This window comes from Hydrogenophaga sp. 5NK40-0174 (assembly GCF_040372165.1).
In the GTDB taxonomy this organism is placed as follows: Bacteria; Pseudomonadota; Gammaproteobacteria; order Burkholderiales; family Burkholderiaceae_C; genus Hydrogenophaga.
In genome coordinates this window covers 296371-313110 of record NZ_BAABWG010000003.1, presented here as the reverse complement: position 1 = coordinate 313110, position 16740 = coordinate 296371, and the positions used below count along the sequence as shown (strand labels likewise).

Annotated in this window: 14 protein-coding genes; 10 read left to right on the top strand and 4 right to left on the bottom strand. The window is 60.0% G+C overall.

Annotated elements, in window-relative coordinates:
• Window positions 1-78: 78 nt before the first annotated feature.
• Window positions 79-378, bottom strand: coding sequence for an RNA-binding regulator (gene rbp / locus ABWV89_RS10955; RefSeq protein WP_353396561.1), 300 nt, complete (start codon window positions 376-378; stop codon window positions 79-81).
• A 211-nt stretch (window positions 379-589) separates the two neighbouring features.
• Between rbp and ABWV89_RS10950 the strand changes: the two genes are divergently transcribed.
• Window positions 590-964 (top strand): hypothetical protein, encoded by a 375-nt coding sequence (locus ABWV89_RS10950; protein ID WP_353396559.1) that lies wholly within the window; start codon window positions 590-592, stop codon window positions 962-964.
• Window positions 965-1194: 230 nt separating this feature from the next.
• Window positions 1195-1497, top strand: coding sequence for an acylphosphatase (locus ABWV89_RS10945; protein WP_353396557.1), 303 nt, complete (start codon window positions 1195-1197; stop codon window positions 1495-1497).
• Between the two features lie 125 nt (window positions 1498-1622).
• Here ABWV89_RS10945 and ABWV89_RS10940 read toward each other — a convergent pair whose 3' ends face one another.
• Together ABWV89_RS10940 and ABWV89_RS10935 are read right to left on the bottom strand one after the other, a co-directional pair.
• Window positions 1623-4322, bottom strand: coding sequence for a DEAD/DEAH box helicase (locus ABWV89_RS10940; RefSeq protein WP_353396555.1), 2700 nt, complete (start codon window positions 4320-4322; stop codon window positions 1623-1625).
• A gap of 3 nt (window positions 4323-4325) precedes the next feature.
• On the bottom strand, window positions 4326-5948 hold the full coding sequence (locus ABWV89_RS10935; protein ID WP_353396552.1) for a site-specific DNA-methyltransferase: 1623 nt from the start codon (window positions 5946-5948) through the stop codon (window positions 4326-4328).
• Between the two features lie 729 nt (window positions 5949-6677).
• Here ABWV89_RS10935 and ABWV89_RS10930 point away from each other — a divergent pair.
• The 5 genes from ABWV89_RS10930 (at window position 6678) to ABWV89_RS10910 (ending at window position 12397) form a co-directional block, all read left to right on the top strand.
• Window positions 6678-7805, top strand: a complete 1128-nt coding sequence (locus ABWV89_RS10930) for a helix-turn-helix domain-containing protein (protein ID WP_353396550.1) — start codon at window positions 6678-6680, stop codon at window positions 7803-7805.
• Between the two features lie 50 nt (window positions 7806-7855).
• Entirely contained in the window at window positions 7856-8731 is an 876-nt protein-coding gene (locus ABWV89_RS10925; RefSeq protein WP_353396548.1) for a hypothetical protein, read from the top strand.
• A 219-nt stretch (window positions 8732-8950) separates the two neighbouring features.
• Window positions 8951-9307 (top strand): hypothetical protein, encoded by a 357-nt coding sequence (locus tag ABWV89_RS10920; protein WP_353396545.1) that lies wholly within the window; start codon window positions 8951-8953, stop codon window positions 9305-9307.
• Complete coding sequence (locus ABWV89_RS10915) at window positions 9304-11421, top strand: hypothetical protein (RefSeq protein WP_353396544.1); 2118 nt, start codon at window positions 9304-9306, stop codon at window positions 11419-11421. The genes ABWV89_RS10920 and ABWV89_RS10915 overlap by 4 nt, the downstream gene beginning before the upstream one ends.
• Before the next feature lie 334 nt (window positions 11422-11755).
• Entirely contained in the window at window positions 11756-12397 is a 642-nt protein-coding gene (locus tag ABWV89_RS10910; protein WP_353396541.1) for a hypothetical protein, read from the top strand.
• Window positions 12398-12422: 25 nt separating this feature from the next.
• Here ABWV89_RS10910 and ABWV89_RS10905 read toward each other — a convergent pair whose 3' ends face one another.
• On the bottom strand, window positions 12423-13358 hold the full coding sequence (locus tag ABWV89_RS10905; RefSeq protein WP_353396539.1) for a LysR family transcriptional regulator: 936 nt from the start codon (window positions 13356-13358) through the stop codon (window positions 12423-12425).
• Between the two features lie 196 nt (window positions 13359-13554).
• On the opposite strand from ABWV89_RS10905, the gene ABWV89_RS10900 reads away from it, so the two are divergent.
• The 3 genes from ABWV89_RS10900 (at window position 13555) to ABWV89_RS10890 (ending at window position 16663) form a co-directional block, all read left to right on the top strand.
• On the top strand, window positions 13555-14955 hold the full coding sequence (locus ABWV89_RS10900) for an aromatic ring-hydroxylating dioxygenase subunit alpha (protein WP_353396536.1): 1401 nt from the start codon (window positions 13555-13557) through the stop codon (window positions 14953-14955).
• Between the two features lie 88 nt (window positions 14956-15043).
• Window positions 15044-15571 carry an aromatic-ring-hydroxylating dioxygenase subunit beta gene (locus ABWV89_RS10895; protein WP_353397503.1) on the top strand — a complete coding sequence of 176 codons (528 nt, stop codon included), beginning with the start codon at window positions 15044-15046 and terminating at the stop codon, window positions 15569-15571.
• A 60-nt stretch (window positions 15572-15631) separates the two neighbouring features.
• Entirely contained in the window at window positions 15632-16663 is a 1032-nt protein-coding gene (locus ABWV89_RS10890; RefSeq protein ID WP_353396534.1) for an AraC-like ligand-binding domain-containing protein, read from the top strand.
• Window positions 16664-16740 lie beyond the last annotated feature (77 nt).

The window sequence follows — 16740 nt, the reverse complement described above, 5'->3', positions numbered from 1 at the left end:
AACTCGCGTTCACCTTCCCACCTCCGGGCGCCCCGTCATCCATGCGTGACGGCCCGTGTCCTGGCAAGTGCTGCTCGCTCAGTAAGCGTGCGAACGACGCTCGCGGCCGTAGCCGCCACCGCCGTTGGACTCTTTCGGGCGAGAAATATTCACCACGATCGAGCGGCCGCTGACGGACACGCCATTCAAACCGCTGATGGCGGCCTCGGCTTCAGCCGGGCTGCTCATTTCCACGAAGCCAAAGCCCTTGGAACGGCCGGTGTCGCGGTCGGTCATGACCTTGGCAGATGCCACGGTACCGAATTCAGCGAAATTGCTGCGCAGGGCGTCTTCGTCAACGGTGTAGGGCAGGTTGCCCACATAAAGTTTCGAGCTCATCAATGAGCCTTTCAGAGAGAAAAGAGAGAAAAGAGAAATACCGCAAAGGCAAAAGAAAAGACAGCCTCAATACCCCTGCAAGCCGCCACCGGTGCCTCCGCCAACTCTCAGCCAGATCAGCACAGGGTTGACGCCAACCGAACAGGAAAAGGAACGCACAAGCAAGCGCGAACAAGAGCACACACAGTCAGACAGATGGGCAGACAGACGAATGACGCCTTCAGGCCAGCAGCGCGGCGTAGCGCAGCACTTTTCAATGCAACGCACCACTGATGACAAAGGCACCAACGTCCACCACCACCACAATCACATCGACATCAACGACGTCAATCGTGTGTTGGAAGAATCTTTGAGCAGTCAGGAAAGAAAGCCGCCGTACCTGCAGCTCGGCAGGCCAACGCACTGGCATCAACAGAAAAGGTTTGCGGTCCCTCGCTTGCCAGCGTTCGAGTTCACCGGGGGGCAGCGCAAGCAAACCTCACCTCAGCAAATGCCAACCCCCTTGAGCCGCCAGACCAACCGCGCGAGCGGGGCGGCCTACAGCAAAGCAGAGAGAACAGCAATTACCAAGAGAGAGAGCAGCTGAACATCGTCAATCAACGACGCCACCACCGGCTTGATCCAGGCCAACGCGTGTGCGCCAGACAACCGAACCAATGCGCAGAGTCTATGTCATATCGCGGTAAAAGGGGGAAATACTTTTCTGCAGTGCCCAACCCAACCCAACCCAACCCAACACAGCCCAACGCCCTCGCCCTTCACGCCGTACCAAAACTCCACGCCGCCACACCGCCACACCACACAAAAAGCCACCGCATGAGCGCCGCCCCCACCCCCACCATCACCCGCCGCCTGCGCATCACCGGCAAAGTGCAGGGCGTCTGGTACCGCGGCAGCACCGTCGAGCAAGCCACCGCGCTCGGCCTCAAAGGCTGGGTCCGCAACCGCACCGACGGCAGCGTCGAAGCCCTGGTCCAAGGCCCGCCCCAAGCCGTTCAAGCCCTCATCACCTGGGCCCACCGTGGGCCCGAGCTGGCGCGGGTGAGCGGCGTGGAGGTGACGGAAGTGCTGGGTTCAGCGGAGGTGTTGGAGGGGTTTGTGCAGCGGGGGACGGTTTGAACGTGGGTGGGCTGGCACAAGGCAAATTCAAGCAGGCTTGAACGTGAGCGGGCCAATGAAAGCAAGCTCAAATAGCGGCCCAACGGAAGACCTCTGCCGGTGCCGTCCAATTGATTGAAGTACCTCTAGAGCAGCGCTTCGATGTCGTCCCACTGCTTGTTGGTAACCATCACAAACCTGCAGCGGCCTTGAGACACGTTCGCCCACAGACCCCCGATTAGTCTGTCATCCTCTGCCGCTTTCCAGCGGTCTGCTCCTTTGTACTCGACCGCGAGAACAGGACCCTTCTGAGAATCAATGTCTGGTAGTTGACAGATGAAGTCGGGGTAGAAACGGCCATCCGCCTTCTGCAGAAAGAAGGAGCTGCCTTCGCGTCTCACAAGGTTTCGGACCCAGAATTGGATTTGACCTTTCTGAGCCAGCATGTCAATTTTGCAGGCGCACTCGAACTCTTCTTTGCTGTCGAAGTCACCGATACGTCCGTAGAAGTGCTTTCGGAAATCAAAGGTGCCATAGCGGCCATCGTAGTCATGCGTCGGAGCATAGGCCTGGGAATGGAATTCAAACAAGTGCTGATCGGTCACCGAAACACGTGAATCAGCGCCGGTGCCAAACAATGCCTGTTGAAATGCCTGCCCGACGGCATTCTTCCTTAACTCGCGAATCCGAGACTCGATCAAATTCCGGATAAGAAATTTCTGAAGGTTGACCCTTGCCAAGGTGAACTCATGACGATCCAACAAATCCTTGACCCATTTCGCAACAAACGCTTGCTTGCTGGCGTGTGTCAATGACGGTTCTGGGAGGTTTCGACATAGCCAAGTGGCGATTCGAACCGAATCCCAGTTCTCGGGTTGATACGCGAGCCCCGGGTCGCGCTGAAGCTCTGGGAGGAAACGTGAAAACACGTGTCCGTCTTCGTCAATATCAACTTCACCAGCCTCAGAAACCTTCAGTGCTGCCCCCAACTTCGTCAGATCTTCTGCCGTAGGTGTGGCGTCATAGAGTGAAAGATCCCACGGATACTCCAATACCTCTGGGTCATCAAATAGTGCTAGCTCACCTTGAATGCGCAAAGCCATCTGTGGCACACAGAACCGCTCCCCAGATTCAGCGGGCGTTTGAAAATACTCAATCGCCGTTGTGCGACTGACCTCGGCAGCTTCCTCAATTGCGGACGCAGTAGTGGTAGATGAAACGGTCGTCTTCAGACACTCTGTCTCCTCGTCTGAGAGAGGCGCGCTGATGGTGAGCGTATTGGCTTTCCCGTCCCAGCTGACCTTGTCACGGACGCGCTTAGGTATGCCTTTGAGGTTGGGCTTCTCAGACAACTTGATCGCGACAGGGTGTAACACAACTCGCCCTGCATGTCCTTCGAGGTCCAGTTGTGCTTGTTCTGACTTTGCTGCAGTGACAAAGGCTGTGACTTCGCGCCGCTCAAACCCGGCACCGGCCACTAGCCGGTCGCGCAACGCACCGGCTGTTTCGGCAAAGTTGCGCGACACCACGAAGGCATAGGACTGGTTCAAGGCCTTGGCCTGCCGATGGCTTGCACCTGGCTGCCGCAACACACGCCCGAGCAGTTGCTCAACCGCCGTGGCCGATGACAACGAAGCCATACTTACCAGAATGTAAGCAAACGGGCAGTCCCAACCCTCGGCCAGAGCCTTCTGGGTGATGACGAACTTCACCGGGCACGCCGGATCGGCAATGCCCAGCTTGTAATCGGCATCGATCTGCTCAAGCCCTTTTTCCTCGCCTGTGGCCACTACGATTTCGTTCGCAGGAATGCCATGATTGGTGATCAGCTCATTCTTGACCTTGTCGAAATCCAGCGTCTCGACGCCAGTACGGCGCGGCTCCGACTGGATCAATACGATGGGGCGAAGGTAGTCCGCGCCCGCACGGCGGTCTTCATCAGCCAGCTTGTGCAGTACATCGCGGCGGGCAATGGCATCGGCCAGACACTGCTGCCAGTTGGGTTCGGTTTCCAGCACCACCGGCAACTTGATCATTTCTTCCGCCTTCAACTCGGCGGCGGAAACGCTGTGCAGCACGTTGCTAGGCGTGCGCTCCAGATCAGGCGTGGCGGTCAGCTCCATCACTCCGCTGGAGCGGAAGCGCGCCAACATGTCGAAGGCCAGTTCGGTACGGCTGTTGTGCGCTTCATCCACCACCACGAACGGGCGCCGCAGGCGCAGCACGTTGGCCAGCGAATACGGCGTGGTGCGCTCGCTTCCCTCGCCATCGGTCAGCAGCTCGTCGCGCTGCGAGGGTGACAGGTTGTCGAAGTGGTGCATCAGTGCGCCACTGGACTGGTACACCTTGCGGCACTCTTCCTCTTCCACCTGAAACGCCTGCCGCGTGGCAACGATCACCGTGGTCGAGGTGTCCAGCGTGGCGCGGGTCACGCTCTTGGCCTCTTCAAGATCCAAAACCGTGATCGGGCCCGCCTCGCGCAGTGCGGCGTGATAGGGGTGACTGCGATCTTTCAGCGCCTTGATCGTTTGCTCACGAATCGGCTTGCTGGGCACGAGCCACAGAACCACGCTGTGCTCGCCACGCAGCAGGTGGGTGTTAACGAGCTGGACGCTTTTTGCCGCCAGCCAGGTCTTGCCGCCGCCGGTCGGTACGCGCAGACAGAAGTACGGCATATCGGCCGGAAAGCCCGACAACGGGTTGTACGGGTTGCCGCGTCCCCACAGGCGCTCGGTGGTGGCGGTGAAGGCAATCGAAGGCGACGGCAGTTCATGGCAGGACTTGAAATAGGCCTCCACGCTGTCGAGCACTTGCTGTTGATAGACTTTCGGTGCGAATCCAGACATGGCTTACACCTCCAGCGCGTAAGGGGTTTGCTTGAAGGTAATGCCTTCGCGCGCGGTGCGGGCACCCATGCGGTTGGCAGCGGCGTAAATCACTTTCGGGCCAGCGAACTTGGGCAGCACATCGAGTACCGGGCCGGTGAGCACGTTACCGCCGCCCACAGATTTGTCCATGAGGATGCCGTTGTAGAGCAGGTAAATGGCGCGGCCCTCGTGGATGCCCAGCAGCGGCGAATCGGCAGGGCCCGTGTAGCCCGTTCCGGTTTCGGCGAACCAGACGAATTCGGCCAGCTGGGCGAATTTCACATCGCTGCGGATTTGACCGTCGGCGTCGAACAGGGGGGCTGCTGACAGGCGACAGAACTGGAAGCCACTCCCGAGTCCTTCGACCGGCTCGCCACCATCGGGGGTGTAGCCCTCAGATACTTTCTTGACGCGCTCGGACGAAACCCGAACAGCGATGCCGTCATCCATTTCCACCAGAAGGAATCGACGGTTTCCGCCGTCTTCGGCGTTTTGCTTGAGCACTGCGTGCCCGGTGGTACCGGAACCCGCGTAGCTGTCCAGCACCAGCGCTGAGGGGTCGTTCATCATCTGCAGGATGCGTTCAATCAGTTCAACGGGCTTGGGCGTGTCGAACAGGTCGGCCGTGTTGAACACATCGCGCAGGAAAGCCTTGGCCTGGCGCATGGTCGGTAGGTCCGCCCAGATGCTGGGGTACGGACGCCTAGGGTCCTCTGGGGCGAACTCGCGCGTGTAAGGTTCCCAAACCGTCTGACCCTGGCGTTGGCGCTGTTTCCATATCAGCGTGTCCGCTGCCTTGTGGCGATCAATTCCAGATTGGCCCATTGCCCAGACGGCTTCCTCGCCGTTGTCATGGGTTGGATAGACCTCGCTGCCATCAGGTGCGGTCAGCGGAAAGTACATCGTCGGACGGTCCTTGCGCAGGCTGTTTCGGCCGTTCTTCTTTAGCAACCGATCCCGGAAACGACGCCCCTGATCATCAACGCGCCCATAGGCCTCGACGATGCCCGGCGCCGACATCTGTGCAAGCTTCAGGCGGTCCTTGCTGCGGGCATAGGCCAGCACATACTCGTGGTCGGGCGTGAGCGGGACCTTGTTGTCGTTCGGGCTGTCGACCTTGCGCCAGATGAAGCCAGTGATGAAGTTGCGGGCACCAAAAATCTCGTCCATCAAGGGCCGCAAGTTGCCAACCGCGTTGTCGTCGATGGACACAAAGATCGCGCCGTCTTCGCGCAGAAACTGCTTCAGCAGCACTAGGCGGGGGTACATCATGCAGAGCCAGCGGTCATGCCGGTCCAGTGTCTCGCCTTCTTTGCCAACCGCCTCGCCCAGCCACTTGCGAATTTCCGGGCTGTTGACGTTGTCGTTGTAGACCCAGCCCTCGTTGCCTGTGTTGTATGGCGGGTCGATGTAGATGCACTTCACCTGGCCCGCATAACGCGGCAGCAGGCTTTTCAGCGCATGCAAGTTGTCGCCCTGCACGATCAGGTTGCCTGAATCTGCGGGGCCGCAGGACAGTTCTGGGTCTGTCTCCAGTAGGCGGAATGGTACATCCTTGTGGTGCTTGACGACGGCTTCTTTGCCGATCCAGTTCAGAGTTGGCATTCAGCCCATTTCCTTGTTGTTGCGGTATGCACTTGGGACTGGTACACAACTGGTACCAGCTTTGAAAGACATTGGTTGCCGAGTCCTTCGCAGCCTTGTCGACTCAAATTCTATTCAACACCTGGTCATAGTCGCCTTTCTCAGCATCTTAGGCCCGCGCGACCTGTGAAATTTGAGGGTGCATGAGACCAAAGCGTCGCACAGTCGGGGCAGTCCTAGGGCGTTTAGTGTGCGGTGCGAAGGATCTTCTGATGGTGGAAGCCCCTGAAGGGTAGATGAACGAGTCCAGAAGGTCGCCTAGGGAACCGCCGACGATACAACCCATCCCCAAAATGTGGGTGTTCTATATTTTATTTACCCAATGGGTAAATAAAATATAGAATCACTAACTGTGAAAGGGGGCGTTCTTGAGAATCCTGTTCAAGAACAAGAAGCTGCAAGATATTTGTAGCAAGCAGGTCGTAGCCGTCAGGAAGCTGGGAGACGTAGGTGCGCGGAGGTTGCTTGCGCGTATAGCTGATATTTCAGCCGCTTCTCGTGTAACTGATCTTGTGGCCGGGAATCCTCACCCCCTTACCGGAGATCGCCAAGGGCAGTACGCGCTTAACTTGACTGGAGGATGGCGGCTCGTTTTCGCACCTGCCAACGATCCCATACCGCGTCGGGAAGACGCTTCTATCGATTGGTCAAGCGTGACCATCGTTTGCATTGAATACATCGGGGACTACCATGACTGAAGCTCAGGCACGTCTCGGCGAAATGGAGTTCGAGCCCGATTGGGTATCGCCGCCCGGAGACACCATTGTGGACCTGCTGGAAGAGCGGGATTGGACGCAGCAACAGTTGGCTGATCGTCTTGGCTATTCGGTAAAACATGTGAATCAGCTGATCAAGGCCAAAGTGCCGCTGACGGAAGATGCTGCAATTCGGCTTCAACGTGTCTTTGGCTCCACCGTTGGGTTTTGGCTAACGCGCGAGGCCCAGTACCGGGAACGTGTTGCTATACAGGAGGCGGAAAAGCAGCGAGAGGCGATGGTGCCTTGGTTGGAGCGGTTTCCTATCAGGGAAATGATGGCCGCCGGTGAACTAACGAGATGCCGCCTTGATGCCAGGACCAAACTCGCTGTTGTCGATGAGTTGCTGACGTTCTTCAGTGTTGCCACGCCAGAGCAGTGGGCTGCGCAGTACGAGCGGATGGAACTGTCTTTCCGGCGGAGCCGTGAGGATCAGGCTGATATTGCTGCCATTTCAGCATGGCTGAGGATGGGGGAGCGTCTAGCCGAACGTCTCGATGGACCACCCTTTGTCGAGTCGCGCTTCAAGGCCGCGTTGAATGCGATTCGAAGCCTAACTTGCCAGTCCCCGCAGGAATTCGAGCCACGCATGAAGCAGCTATTGCACGAAGCAGGAGTTGCTTTCGTCTTGGTGCCTGCGCTACCAAAAGCGCATGTGTCTGGAGTGGCTCGCTGGCTGAATCCCCACCGTCCAATGATTCAACTTTCCCTGTATGGGAAGCAGAACGACAGGTTCTGGTTCAGTTTCTTTCACGAAGCTGCGCACATCTTGCTTCACGGGAAGCAAAAGAAGTCTGTGTTCCTCGATGATCCAAGCAAGTCAGGAGCATCTTCAAAAGAGGAGCAGGAAGCGAATGCCTGGGCTAGGGACTTTTTGGTTTCCCCGGAAAGTGCGCGCTTTCTTCCTCACCTCCCGAAGACCAAGTCAGCCGTTGCTCAATTCGCGAATTCGATAGGAATTCATCCGGGAATCGTGGTGGGAAGAATGCAGCACGATGGTCTTTTGGATGTTAGGTGGCTGAACGATTTAAAGGCGAAGTTTGAGTTCAGAGTTGCGCGGTAGCGCAAAGCTACTTGCCCAGCACGTGCCGGGAGTCAAGGGGGAAATAAATTGTGGCAAGCATAGAATCAGAGCTTTCGGCCAAGACTGAAGCTACGTCCACGGAAAGCTTCGAATGGTGGCAATCGTGGCAGCGCCTTGTAGCGAAGGCCACGGCGTTCTTTGCGGTGAGCGCTGTACTGCTGTACTACATTGGTCGAGCTGTACAGATTGGGTACCTCGCTGAATGGGGTATTGATGGAAGCGTATTCCCAAAGACTTCAGATGAAATTGCTGTAACCGGCTTTCATGGATTGCTAAATGGCATTGGCTATCTGTTTACATTCCTACTAGATCGGATTATCTGGGCTGCAGTCGGTGGCATTGCCTTTGCGCTGTATGTAGGTTTGATATGGTTTGGGCTCAGTCTTGCGTTCTCTGCGTTTGAAGCTCCGCGAGTTGATCGCTGGAAATGGCTAGAGAGGTTTCACCTGCGTAGGCCGCTCCTCCTTGCAACAGTAGGTGCCGGATCGGGAATACTTGCTCCTTTCGCACTAGCGATGCTGTTCGGAATCTTTGCCGCGCCGCTTTTTGTTGGCCGGACGGTTGGTGAACAACTGGCCCAAGACCATTTGGCTGATTTCTCTCGTGGATGCGAAGCGTCGAGGTACCAATGCGTACAGCTGTTTCAAAAAGATGGAGAAGTGAACTTTGGCTACATAGTTCAGAGTTCTGCTTCTCATATTGCATATTTTGATGTTTGCCGGAAATTCGTGAGGCAGGTGGAACGGGCTGGTGTCGAGATTCTTCCGGGGAGGCTGCCCGGAAAATTAGATAACGTGCGAAAGTTTGCCTGTCCACCTACAGAGGCTCGTTCTGGAGCCTATAGAGTTCCGCAGCCTGATTCTCTGTTCGGGATCTACCCTTTGATCCGCAGGGACAAGTCGTAGGTCGGGCCTTACATACGGTATCCAAGGGCATTCCTAAATGCATTGATGCGTGCCGATGGCAGTGCTTCCCTGAATGTTTGGGACGGTGTCAAAAAAAGAGGGTGCCCGGTACCTCGGCAACCCACAGCGCCTATACACTTTAGGTACTACTCTGGCTGGGCTGCCCGTAGCGTCCAGCCCGTTGCCTGTTTCGCCCTTACCCTTTATCAGGGACTCCAGATGACCCAGAAGATCGACCCCGTCAAACTTAAGGCCGCTGCAGAGCACCTGGAATGGGTGTGTCAGCAGTATCCAGATGTGGACAAGGTGCAAGGCCTCTACAAGGCCTTGCTGCCGATGATTGAGGATGCGAAGGCAGGTCGAGTCACCAGGCCACTGCCAGACAGACAAAGCATGCCAGGGCGGTGGGCCGTCTCGGCAGAAGGCGAGTATCGTGAGTTCAGGGATCCCAATGTGGAAGGTGCCTACGTCGACTTCGGCATCGAGATGTGTGGCGGCCTCAATGAGGAAGAACAGCAGATCATTGGCCGAATGGCGGCCATGGCAGCGCAGATGGAAAAGGGTCGCCAGTCATGACAGAGGCTGGGCTGACGCCGGACCACCTCAGAAAGAGGGTCGAAGAGCTGGCAAGCCAGGGAATCAGCACGTTCAAAACCCATGGTCTTTCGGAAGAACAGGCCCGGCAGTTTCTGAAAACAAGCGAAGGCGAAGCCTACCTGCAGCGGGTCATCGAAGCCGGTAAGGGCGGCAACGCAGGCTTCAAAGAGCTTTACGATCGAGCGGTAGGGCAGATAACATCTGGTCGCGAATTCCCTCGCGTGGACATGAACAGCGAAGCGTTGGTCAAGATCGTGCCTGCAGGGAGTAAGCCATCAACGTTCACCCCGTACTGGGCGCGCGAAGCTGACCTGGACGCTGCCATCCGCGAAGGTAAGAACCTGCAGGAGTTCTTCGGCCTCCCCGTAACGAGTGAGGCCGCCAAGTACGACGTGTACCGGCTTACGCCGAACGCGCCGACGGAAGTTTGGGTGAGCACAGTGGCGCCCGTCAGCGAATTGGACGGGGAGGTCAGGAAGCCAGGTGGCGCCACGCAGTACCTGACGCCGAACCGTGGCCAGTACACCATGTCCGACGAACCCATCCGGACAGTTGACAACCGCTTGCGGGTTCCTTTGCGTGACCTAGAGCGATCAAAACAGGCAACAGCAGCAACAAGCGAGCCCGACCTCAACGCACCCCATCGCACGCACACGCCAGACGCCAACGCAGCAGCGGAAGCGCATGGGGGCAAGGTCAACGCCAGTGCTGTCCGCGGGGCTGTCAAAGTCGCTGGAGCGGCTGGCACCGTCTACGGCGCGCTTGACGCCAAGAACCAGGTCGACGCCGCCATCGACACTGCCCGCTCCACCCGCGAGCAGTGGATCAAAGGCACGGAAGAGGCGGCGAACCAGGGTGCAAAGACGGTGGTGACGGGTTCGGCGGCGACGGTGGGGGCGATTCCGGGTGCGGCCGCCGGGGCCTTGACCAGCCCTGTCACCGGGCCGGCCGGCCCGATTGTGGGTGGCCTGGCCACGGGTGGCGCTGCGGCCTATGGCGCCGAGAAGCTGTATGAAGATTCGCGCCTGCAGCAGTTCGCCAAATATGTGGGCCGCCAGGCGGGCGACTTGGGTTATGACTATGTGTCGGCCGACGGCCGTGCGCTGCGGCAGGTCAACAGCTTGACGCAAGACCTGCGCGAAGCATCAAGCCCTGCGGAGCGTGCCCGCATTCAAGCCAGGCTCGATGTGGCCGCGGACAAGTTCAATGTCGAGGTCGAACGCAACAACCGCTACTTTCAAGGCCGAGAAAAGATCGACCAGGTGTGGGAGAAGATGCACGAGCGCATCCCAAAAGTCGACAAGGACGATGTGGTGGATGCGCTGGCGCGCCACATCGATGCCGGCAAGAAGCCTGCTGATGCCATGCGGGGTGCGTTCAGCGACGCGGTGCATGAGAAGTACCCGCGCGCCCTGCACCATGAGCCGCTGGACAACTATTCGGCCATGAGCAACGAGCAGCTCACCGATCGCTACCGCCAATACCGGGGCGAAGTGGCGCAAGACCGGCAGAAGCTGCAGGCGCTGGAGGCCAACACGGATTCGCACAACAATGTGGATCAGGGCTGGCCCAGGCCGTTGGCAGTGAAGCGTCAGGCCGAGCGTGTGGAAAACGGGCGCAACGAGCTCTGGCGTGATGAGGGGCATGTGCGTGCGCTGCGCGAGGAGATGCGCGAACGTGGAATGCCTGTCGAGCCCGCACGGCCCTCACCCACTTCAGCGGTGCCGCAGCTTTCGCCCGAGCAGCAACGCTACCAGGCGCAAGCCCAATCGCAGCTGGGGCCGGCCATGCAGCGCGCAGGCTGGAGCGAAGCGCAGATGGAGCGGGTGACCACTGCCGCAGCAATACACGCCAGTGCCAAAGCGCAGGGCGGTGGCGTCAGCGCATTTCATTTGAGCAAAGATGGCGAGCGGGTGGCCATGATTCAGAGCAATGGCGCGCTCAGCGAGTTCAATGTGCAGGATGCACTGAAGGCGAACCAGCCGGTGGAACAGCAGGCTCAGGCGCCTGCCCAGGAGATGGCCCAGGCGCATCAGGCACAACAGGCTGCAGAGCAAGCGCAGGCGGCAGACGTGTCAGCGATGGCGCGTTGACACCACAGCGCAGACCAGGCAGGCAGGGGCAGCGGCGCCTTGGGTGGGACCAAGCCAGCACGCAGGGAAGGAAAGGGGTGAAACTGGGATGACGAAGAACGCCAAGCCAGGCATGGCACGCAAGCGCTTGGGAGGGCACCTTGGGGGGTGCGCGGCACGCCCAGCAGTAATGGCAGCGTTGATGTCATTTGCTCTGCTCCTGGTAGTTGGTACGTCGAACGTGCGTGCGGACGACGCTGCGGTGGCAACACCGGTAACACCGGCAACGCCGCCATACAAGGGTTTGTCAGGGATCACTGGGTCTTCTCCCTCGTCTTCAACCTTGCCGTGGTCCATGACCATGGTGCGTGAAGACGCCAAGCATGTGCGCATTCGCTACCAGCCGCTGTCCAACCGTGCGGTGGTGTATGCAGGGGCAGACTTCAGCTCCGACGGCCAGACCTTGAGCATTTCACTCAAAGCCTGCTCGTTGATGGTGAACACACCCTGCCCGGTGCAGGTGCCTTCAGTCCTTGCGGAAGAGGCGCCCATCGCCAACTGGTACGAAGTGGTCATCCCTTACCAGGGCGAAGCCAAGGTGATGGTCTCGCCCGATGGTGACGAAGCGGTCGAGCTGTCGTTCGCCGAAGCGGCGCCAGCACCAACACAAAAGCCAAAGCCCTCGCCTACTGCACAGCCCGAGCGCTGGCGCATCAAGCTGGTTCGCGCGGGCGACGGGCAGCTGCGTATCCTGTATCGCGAGCTGCAGGCCACCATGTACTACTCGCCAGGCGTCAACCACCGCACAGACGGCCAGACGCTCTTCGTGGAGCTGCCGCGCTGCTATTACAAAAAGCGATGTGACGTGCAGGTGCCGTTTCGCCAGGGGAGCATGGACGGCGTGCAACATCTGGAGGCGGACATTCCCTGGCAGGGTGAGCCAGTGGAGCTGACCGAAGACGGCAAGCCTGTGCTTGGTTTGCGCATCTCCGACTGACGGCCGCAAAGCACCACGCCGTGAATCATCCCTCCCCCAACTCCTCAAACACCACCCCCCGCAACCACTGGTTCACCGGCGCACGGTGCATGCGCGCGTGCCAGAACACGTTGATGGGTGCCTGGGGCAGCGTTTTCACCGGGTGTTTGGCCCAGGCCAGGCCGAAGGGATTGCACAGTTGCATGGCCAGGCGTTCGGGGACGGTGGCAATCAGGTCGGTGCTTTGCAGCAAATGGCCCACGCTGACGAAGTGGGGCACCGTCAGGCGGGTGGTGCGGTGGATGCCGCTGCGTTGGAGCAGTTCGTCCACCTGGCCGTGGCCGGTGCCGGCGCTGGTGATGACGAGGTGCTCGGCGGCCTTGAACTGGGCCAGGGTGATGCGGGCTGAATAGCTCGCTTCTGCGCATGGGCCGAGGACCGGGTGGTCGCGGCGGAACAGGCAGACGTAGCGCTGGTTGAACAGTCGCCTTTGAAAGAACCCGCTCTTGAGCTGGGGCAGCAGGCCAATGGCCATGTCCACCTGGCCGGATTCCATGTCTTCGCGCAGGTGTACGGCGGTGTGGTTGCGCACGGTTTGCAAATGCACGCCAGGGGCCTCTTGCCGCAGGCGCTCGACCAGCCGTGGCAGAAACACGATCTCGCCGATGTCGGTCATGCCCAGGGTGATGGTGCGCTCCAGCGTGGCGGGGTCAAACGCGCTGCTGGGGTTGACGGCGCGGTCCAGCATGGCCAGGGCTTCGGCCACGGGCTCGGCCATTTGCTCGGCCAGCGGGGTGGGCGCCATGCCGCCCGATGTGCGCACGAACAGTTCGTCGCCAAACTGCCGGCGCAGCCGCGCCAGGGCGTTGCTGACCGAAGGCTGCGTCATGTCCATTTGTTCGGCTACGCGCGAAACGCTGCCCAGCGTCATGAGCTGGTTGAACAGCACGAGTTGTTTGAGGTCGAGGTTGGAAAGGTTCATGTCCGGAGGGAGGGAAGCCGATGGATCGATTGGGCGATTGATCGATGGGTGGATTGGTTTAGGGCCACCAATATCACGTTGACGTGATGGCAATGATTCCATCCATTCTATTGCCGAATGTGCGGCAGAGGCGCAGGATACGGGGCATCAGATCAGCCGAGCATGCTGAATACAAAGCGAACACCGGAGACGACCCATGAATTCCCCACGCCCCGAAGCGCCGCTCAACTTCTTCCCCAAGGAACCCGAATGGGAAGGTGATGGCGAAGGCAGCGGCACGCACCGCATTCCCTTTGCCGCCTACACCAGCGAAGAACTGCACAAGAAGGAGCTGGAACGCTTCTTCTACAAAGGCCACTGGTGCTATGTGGGCCTGGAGGCCGAAGTGCCGAAGCCGGGCGATTTCAAGCGCACGGTGGTGGGCGAGCGTTCGGTGATCATGGTGCGCGACCGCGACGGCAGCATCAACGTGGTGGAAAACGTGTGCGCCCACCGCGGCATGCGCTTCTGCCGCGAGCGCCATGGCAATAAGCGCAACTTTGTCTGCCCGTACCACCAGTGGGGCTACAAGCTCAACGGCGACCTGGTGGGCGTGCCCTTCCGCAACGGCGTGAAGCAAGACGGCCAGATGCACGGCGGCATGCCGGAAGATTTCAATATGGCCGACCATGGCCTGACCAAACTCAAGGTGGCCGTGCGCGGCGGCGTGGTGTTTGCCTCGTTTGACGAAAACGTGGAGCCGTTTGAAGACTACCTGGGCCCGACCATCCTGCAGTACTTCGACCGCATGTTCAACGGCCGCAAGCTCACCATCCTGGGCTACAACCGCCAGCGCATTCCGGGCAACTGGAAGCTGATGCAGGAGAACATCAAAGACCCGTACCACCCCGGCCTGCTGCACACCTGGTTCGTGACCTTCGGCCTCTGGCGCGCCGACAACAAGAGCCAGCTGCGCATGGACGACAAGCACCGCCATGCCGCGATGATCAGCACGCGGGGCAATGCGGGCAAGGTGTCGGAAGTGTCGCAAGTGACGAGCTTCAAGCAGTCGATGAAGCTCAACGATGCGAGCTTCCTGGACATCGTGCCGGAAGACTGGTGGGCTATGCAGGGCTCACCGGCGGCGCAGGGCCGCCCCGAGGCGCCGGACGCCCCCTCGGGGGGCAGCGACAGACACGAAGTGCCGAGCGTGGGGGCTTCAAATCCCATGCCTACAGCTGTCATGACCACGATTTTTCCGAGCGTGATCCTGCAGCAGCAAGTCAACAGCGTCTCCACCCGCCACATCCAGCCCAACGGCAACGGCAGCTTCGATTTTGTCTGGACGCACTTCGGCTATGAAGACGACACCGAGGAAATGACCAACCGCCGCCTGACGCAGGCCAACCTGTTCGGCCCGGCTGGTTTTGTATCGGCCGACGATGGCGAGGTGATCGAGTTCTCGCAAGAAGGTTTTGAAAGCAAGCCCTTCCACCGCGCCGTGGCCGAGCTGGGCGGCAAGGAGGTGGAGAACACCGAACACATGGTGACCGAAACCCTGATCCGGGGCATGTACCGCTACTGGCGGGAGGTGATGGAAGCGGACAAGGATGACTGAGGCTTGTTCGGCCTCAACGCCCAGCCAAGCGCCAAGCGCCAAGCTCTCCAGATCCATACAGCCCACAGGAATGCCCGCCATGAACGACATGACAGCCCCTATTGCATCAGAAGCGTCCACACTCACACCGGTCACCCCCGTCAACATCGACTTTGTCGACTGGTTCGCCATCACCCAGCTTTATGCCGACTACGCCGATGCGGTAGACAGCGGCGATTGGGACCGCTGGCCCGAGTACTTCACCGAGCAATGCGTGTACCGCCTGCAGCCGCGAGAAAACTATGAGCGCGGCTTCCCGCTGGCCACGCTGTCCTTCACCAGCAAGGGCATGCTCAAGGACCGCGTGTACGGCATCCGCGAGACGCTGTACCACGACCCGTACTACCAGCGCCATGTGGTGGGCACGCCGGTGGTGCGCGAGGTCACGGCCGAGGGCTGGCGTTGCGAAGCCAATTACGCCGTCTACCGCACCAAGCTTTCGCAGGAAAGCACGGTGTTCAACGTGGGCCGCTACATCGACGAAATCGTGCGCACCCCCGAAGGCCTGCGCTTTGCCCGCAAGGAATGCATTTACGACACCGAGATGATTCCGAACTCGATCATCTACCCGATCTGATGTCTGGCATGGGGCTGATCCGGATGGACGCCCCGGCGCGCTGACCGCAAGATTCGCCACATGTCCAGAACCTCCAGTTCCAGCACTTCCAGAAGCGCGTTCTCGTCGTCTACCTTAAGCGGTGGGCGGCAACAGGTCTGGACCACCGATGTGGTCGAGGCACCGCAGCGCTTTGACTATTGGGTGGGTGCGATTTGCGAGTGCTTTCTGGAGATGGAGGCGGACACCACCGACCGGCCCGGCTTTGAAGGCCGCTTGCAATCCACGCCACTGGGTGATTTGCGCATCAACCGCGTGAGCGGCAGCAACCAGCGGGTCTACCGCACGCCGGGCGCCATTGCGCGCAGCCACGAAGACTTCTATTTCCTGCTGTGCAAGGAAGCGCGCTCCAGCGCCGTCATCACCCAGCACGGTGCAGGCACTGCGCGCCTGCTGCCGGGCGACCTGACGCTCATCGATTCCCGCCGCCGCTACGAGCTGCATTTCCCGGACGAGGTGGACGTGTTCTCTCTGGCGCTGCCCACGGCCTGGCTGGACACCTGGCTGCCGGATGCATCGTGTCAGCTCGGGCGCCGCATCGACGGCAGCGAAGGCTGGGGCCATGTGCTCAGCGCCTATGTGCGCAAGCTCGGAGACGGCGTGGGCGCTTTGCCCGACAGCGTGCAGGTGGATCACCTGGGCGGCTTGCTGGCGCTCACCTTGGGGGCTGGCGCCGCAAACCAGAACGCGCGGGTTGGCGATGATGCGGCGCGGGAAGCCGGCGCCCAACGCAGCCTGCGCGAACGCATCGACCTTTGCTTGCATGAACGCTTCGCCGAGCCAGGCCTCACAGCGGGCGATGTGGCGGCGTCATTGGGGGTATCGGTTCGCAGCCTGCACCGCGCGCTGGCCAGCGAGGAACGCACGTTCGCGTCGGAACTGATGGCCCAGCGCCTGCGCTCTGCCCAACGCATGTTGCAGTCGCGCTCTTTCGATGGCCTGACCACGGCCGAGGTAGGCCGCCGCGTGGGCTTGCTGGACGCTTCGCACTTCACCCGCGCTTATCGCCGCTGGAGCGGCGTCACGCCCGCCCGCGCCCGCGACGCTCGCTGAAGCTGCGCGCTCGGTGCTTGGCACGCCAGGTCCATGCGTCTGGCAGGCAGCGGCCATTCGGCCTGGCAGGAGCACGC

What these genes read in the sequence shown, in the direction of transcription:
- ABWV89_RS10900 (WP_353396536.1), top strand. Translation starts at nt 13,555, where the DNA reads ATGAATTCCCCACGCCCCGAAGCGCCGCTCAACTTCTTCCCCAAGGAA.
- ABWV89_RS10890 (WP_353396534.1), top strand. Translation starts at nt 15,632, where the DNA reads ATGTCCAGAACCTCCAGTTCCAGCACTTCCAGAAGCGCGTTCTCGTCG.
- rbp (WP_353396561.1), bottom strand. Translation starts at nt 378, where the DNA reads ATGAGCTCGAAACTTTATGTGGGCAACCTGCCCTACACCGTTGACGAA.
- ABWV89_RS10910 (WP_353396541.1), top strand. Translation starts at nt 11,756, where the DNA reads ATGACCATGGTGCGTGAAGACGCCAAGCATGTGCGCATTCGCTACCAG.
- ABWV89_RS10915 (WP_353396544.1), top strand. Translation starts at nt 9,304, where the DNA reads ATGACAGAGGCTGGGCTGACGCCGGACCACCTCAGAAAGAGGGTCGAA.
- ABWV89_RS10930 (WP_353396550.1), top strand. Translation starts at nt 6,678, where the DNA reads ATGACTGAAGCTCAGGCACGTCTCGGCGAAATGGAGTTCGAGCCCGAT.
- ABWV89_RS10950 (WP_353396559.1), top strand. Translation starts at nt 590, where the DNA reads ATGACGCCTTCAGGCCAGCAGCGCGGCGTAGCGCAGCACTTTTCAATG.
- ABWV89_RS10905 (WP_353396539.1), bottom strand. Translation starts at nt 13,358, where the DNA reads ATGAACCTTTCCAACCTCGACCTCAAACAACTCGTGCTGTTCAACCAG.
- ABWV89_RS10940 (WP_353396555.1), bottom strand. Translation starts at nt 4,322, where the DNA reads ATGTCTGGATTCGCACCGAAAGTCTATCAACAGCAAGTGCTCGACAGC.
- ABWV89_RS10935 (WP_353396552.1), bottom strand. Translation starts at nt 5,948, where the DNA reads ATGCCAACTCTGAACTGGATCGGCAAAGAAGCCGTCGTCAAGCACCAC.
- ABWV89_RS10945 (WP_353396557.1), top strand. Translation starts at nt 1,195, where the DNA reads ATGAGCGCCGCCCCCACCCCCACCATCACCCGCCGCCTGCGCATCACC.
- ABWV89_RS10920 (WP_353396545.1), top strand. Translation starts at nt 8,951, where the DNA reads ATGACCCAGAAGATCGACCCCGTCAAACTTAAGGCCGCTGCAGAGCAC.
- ABWV89_RS10895 (WP_353397503.1), top strand. Translation starts at nt 15,044, where the DNA reads ATGACAGCCCCTATTGCATCAGAAGCGTCCACACTCACACCGGTCACC.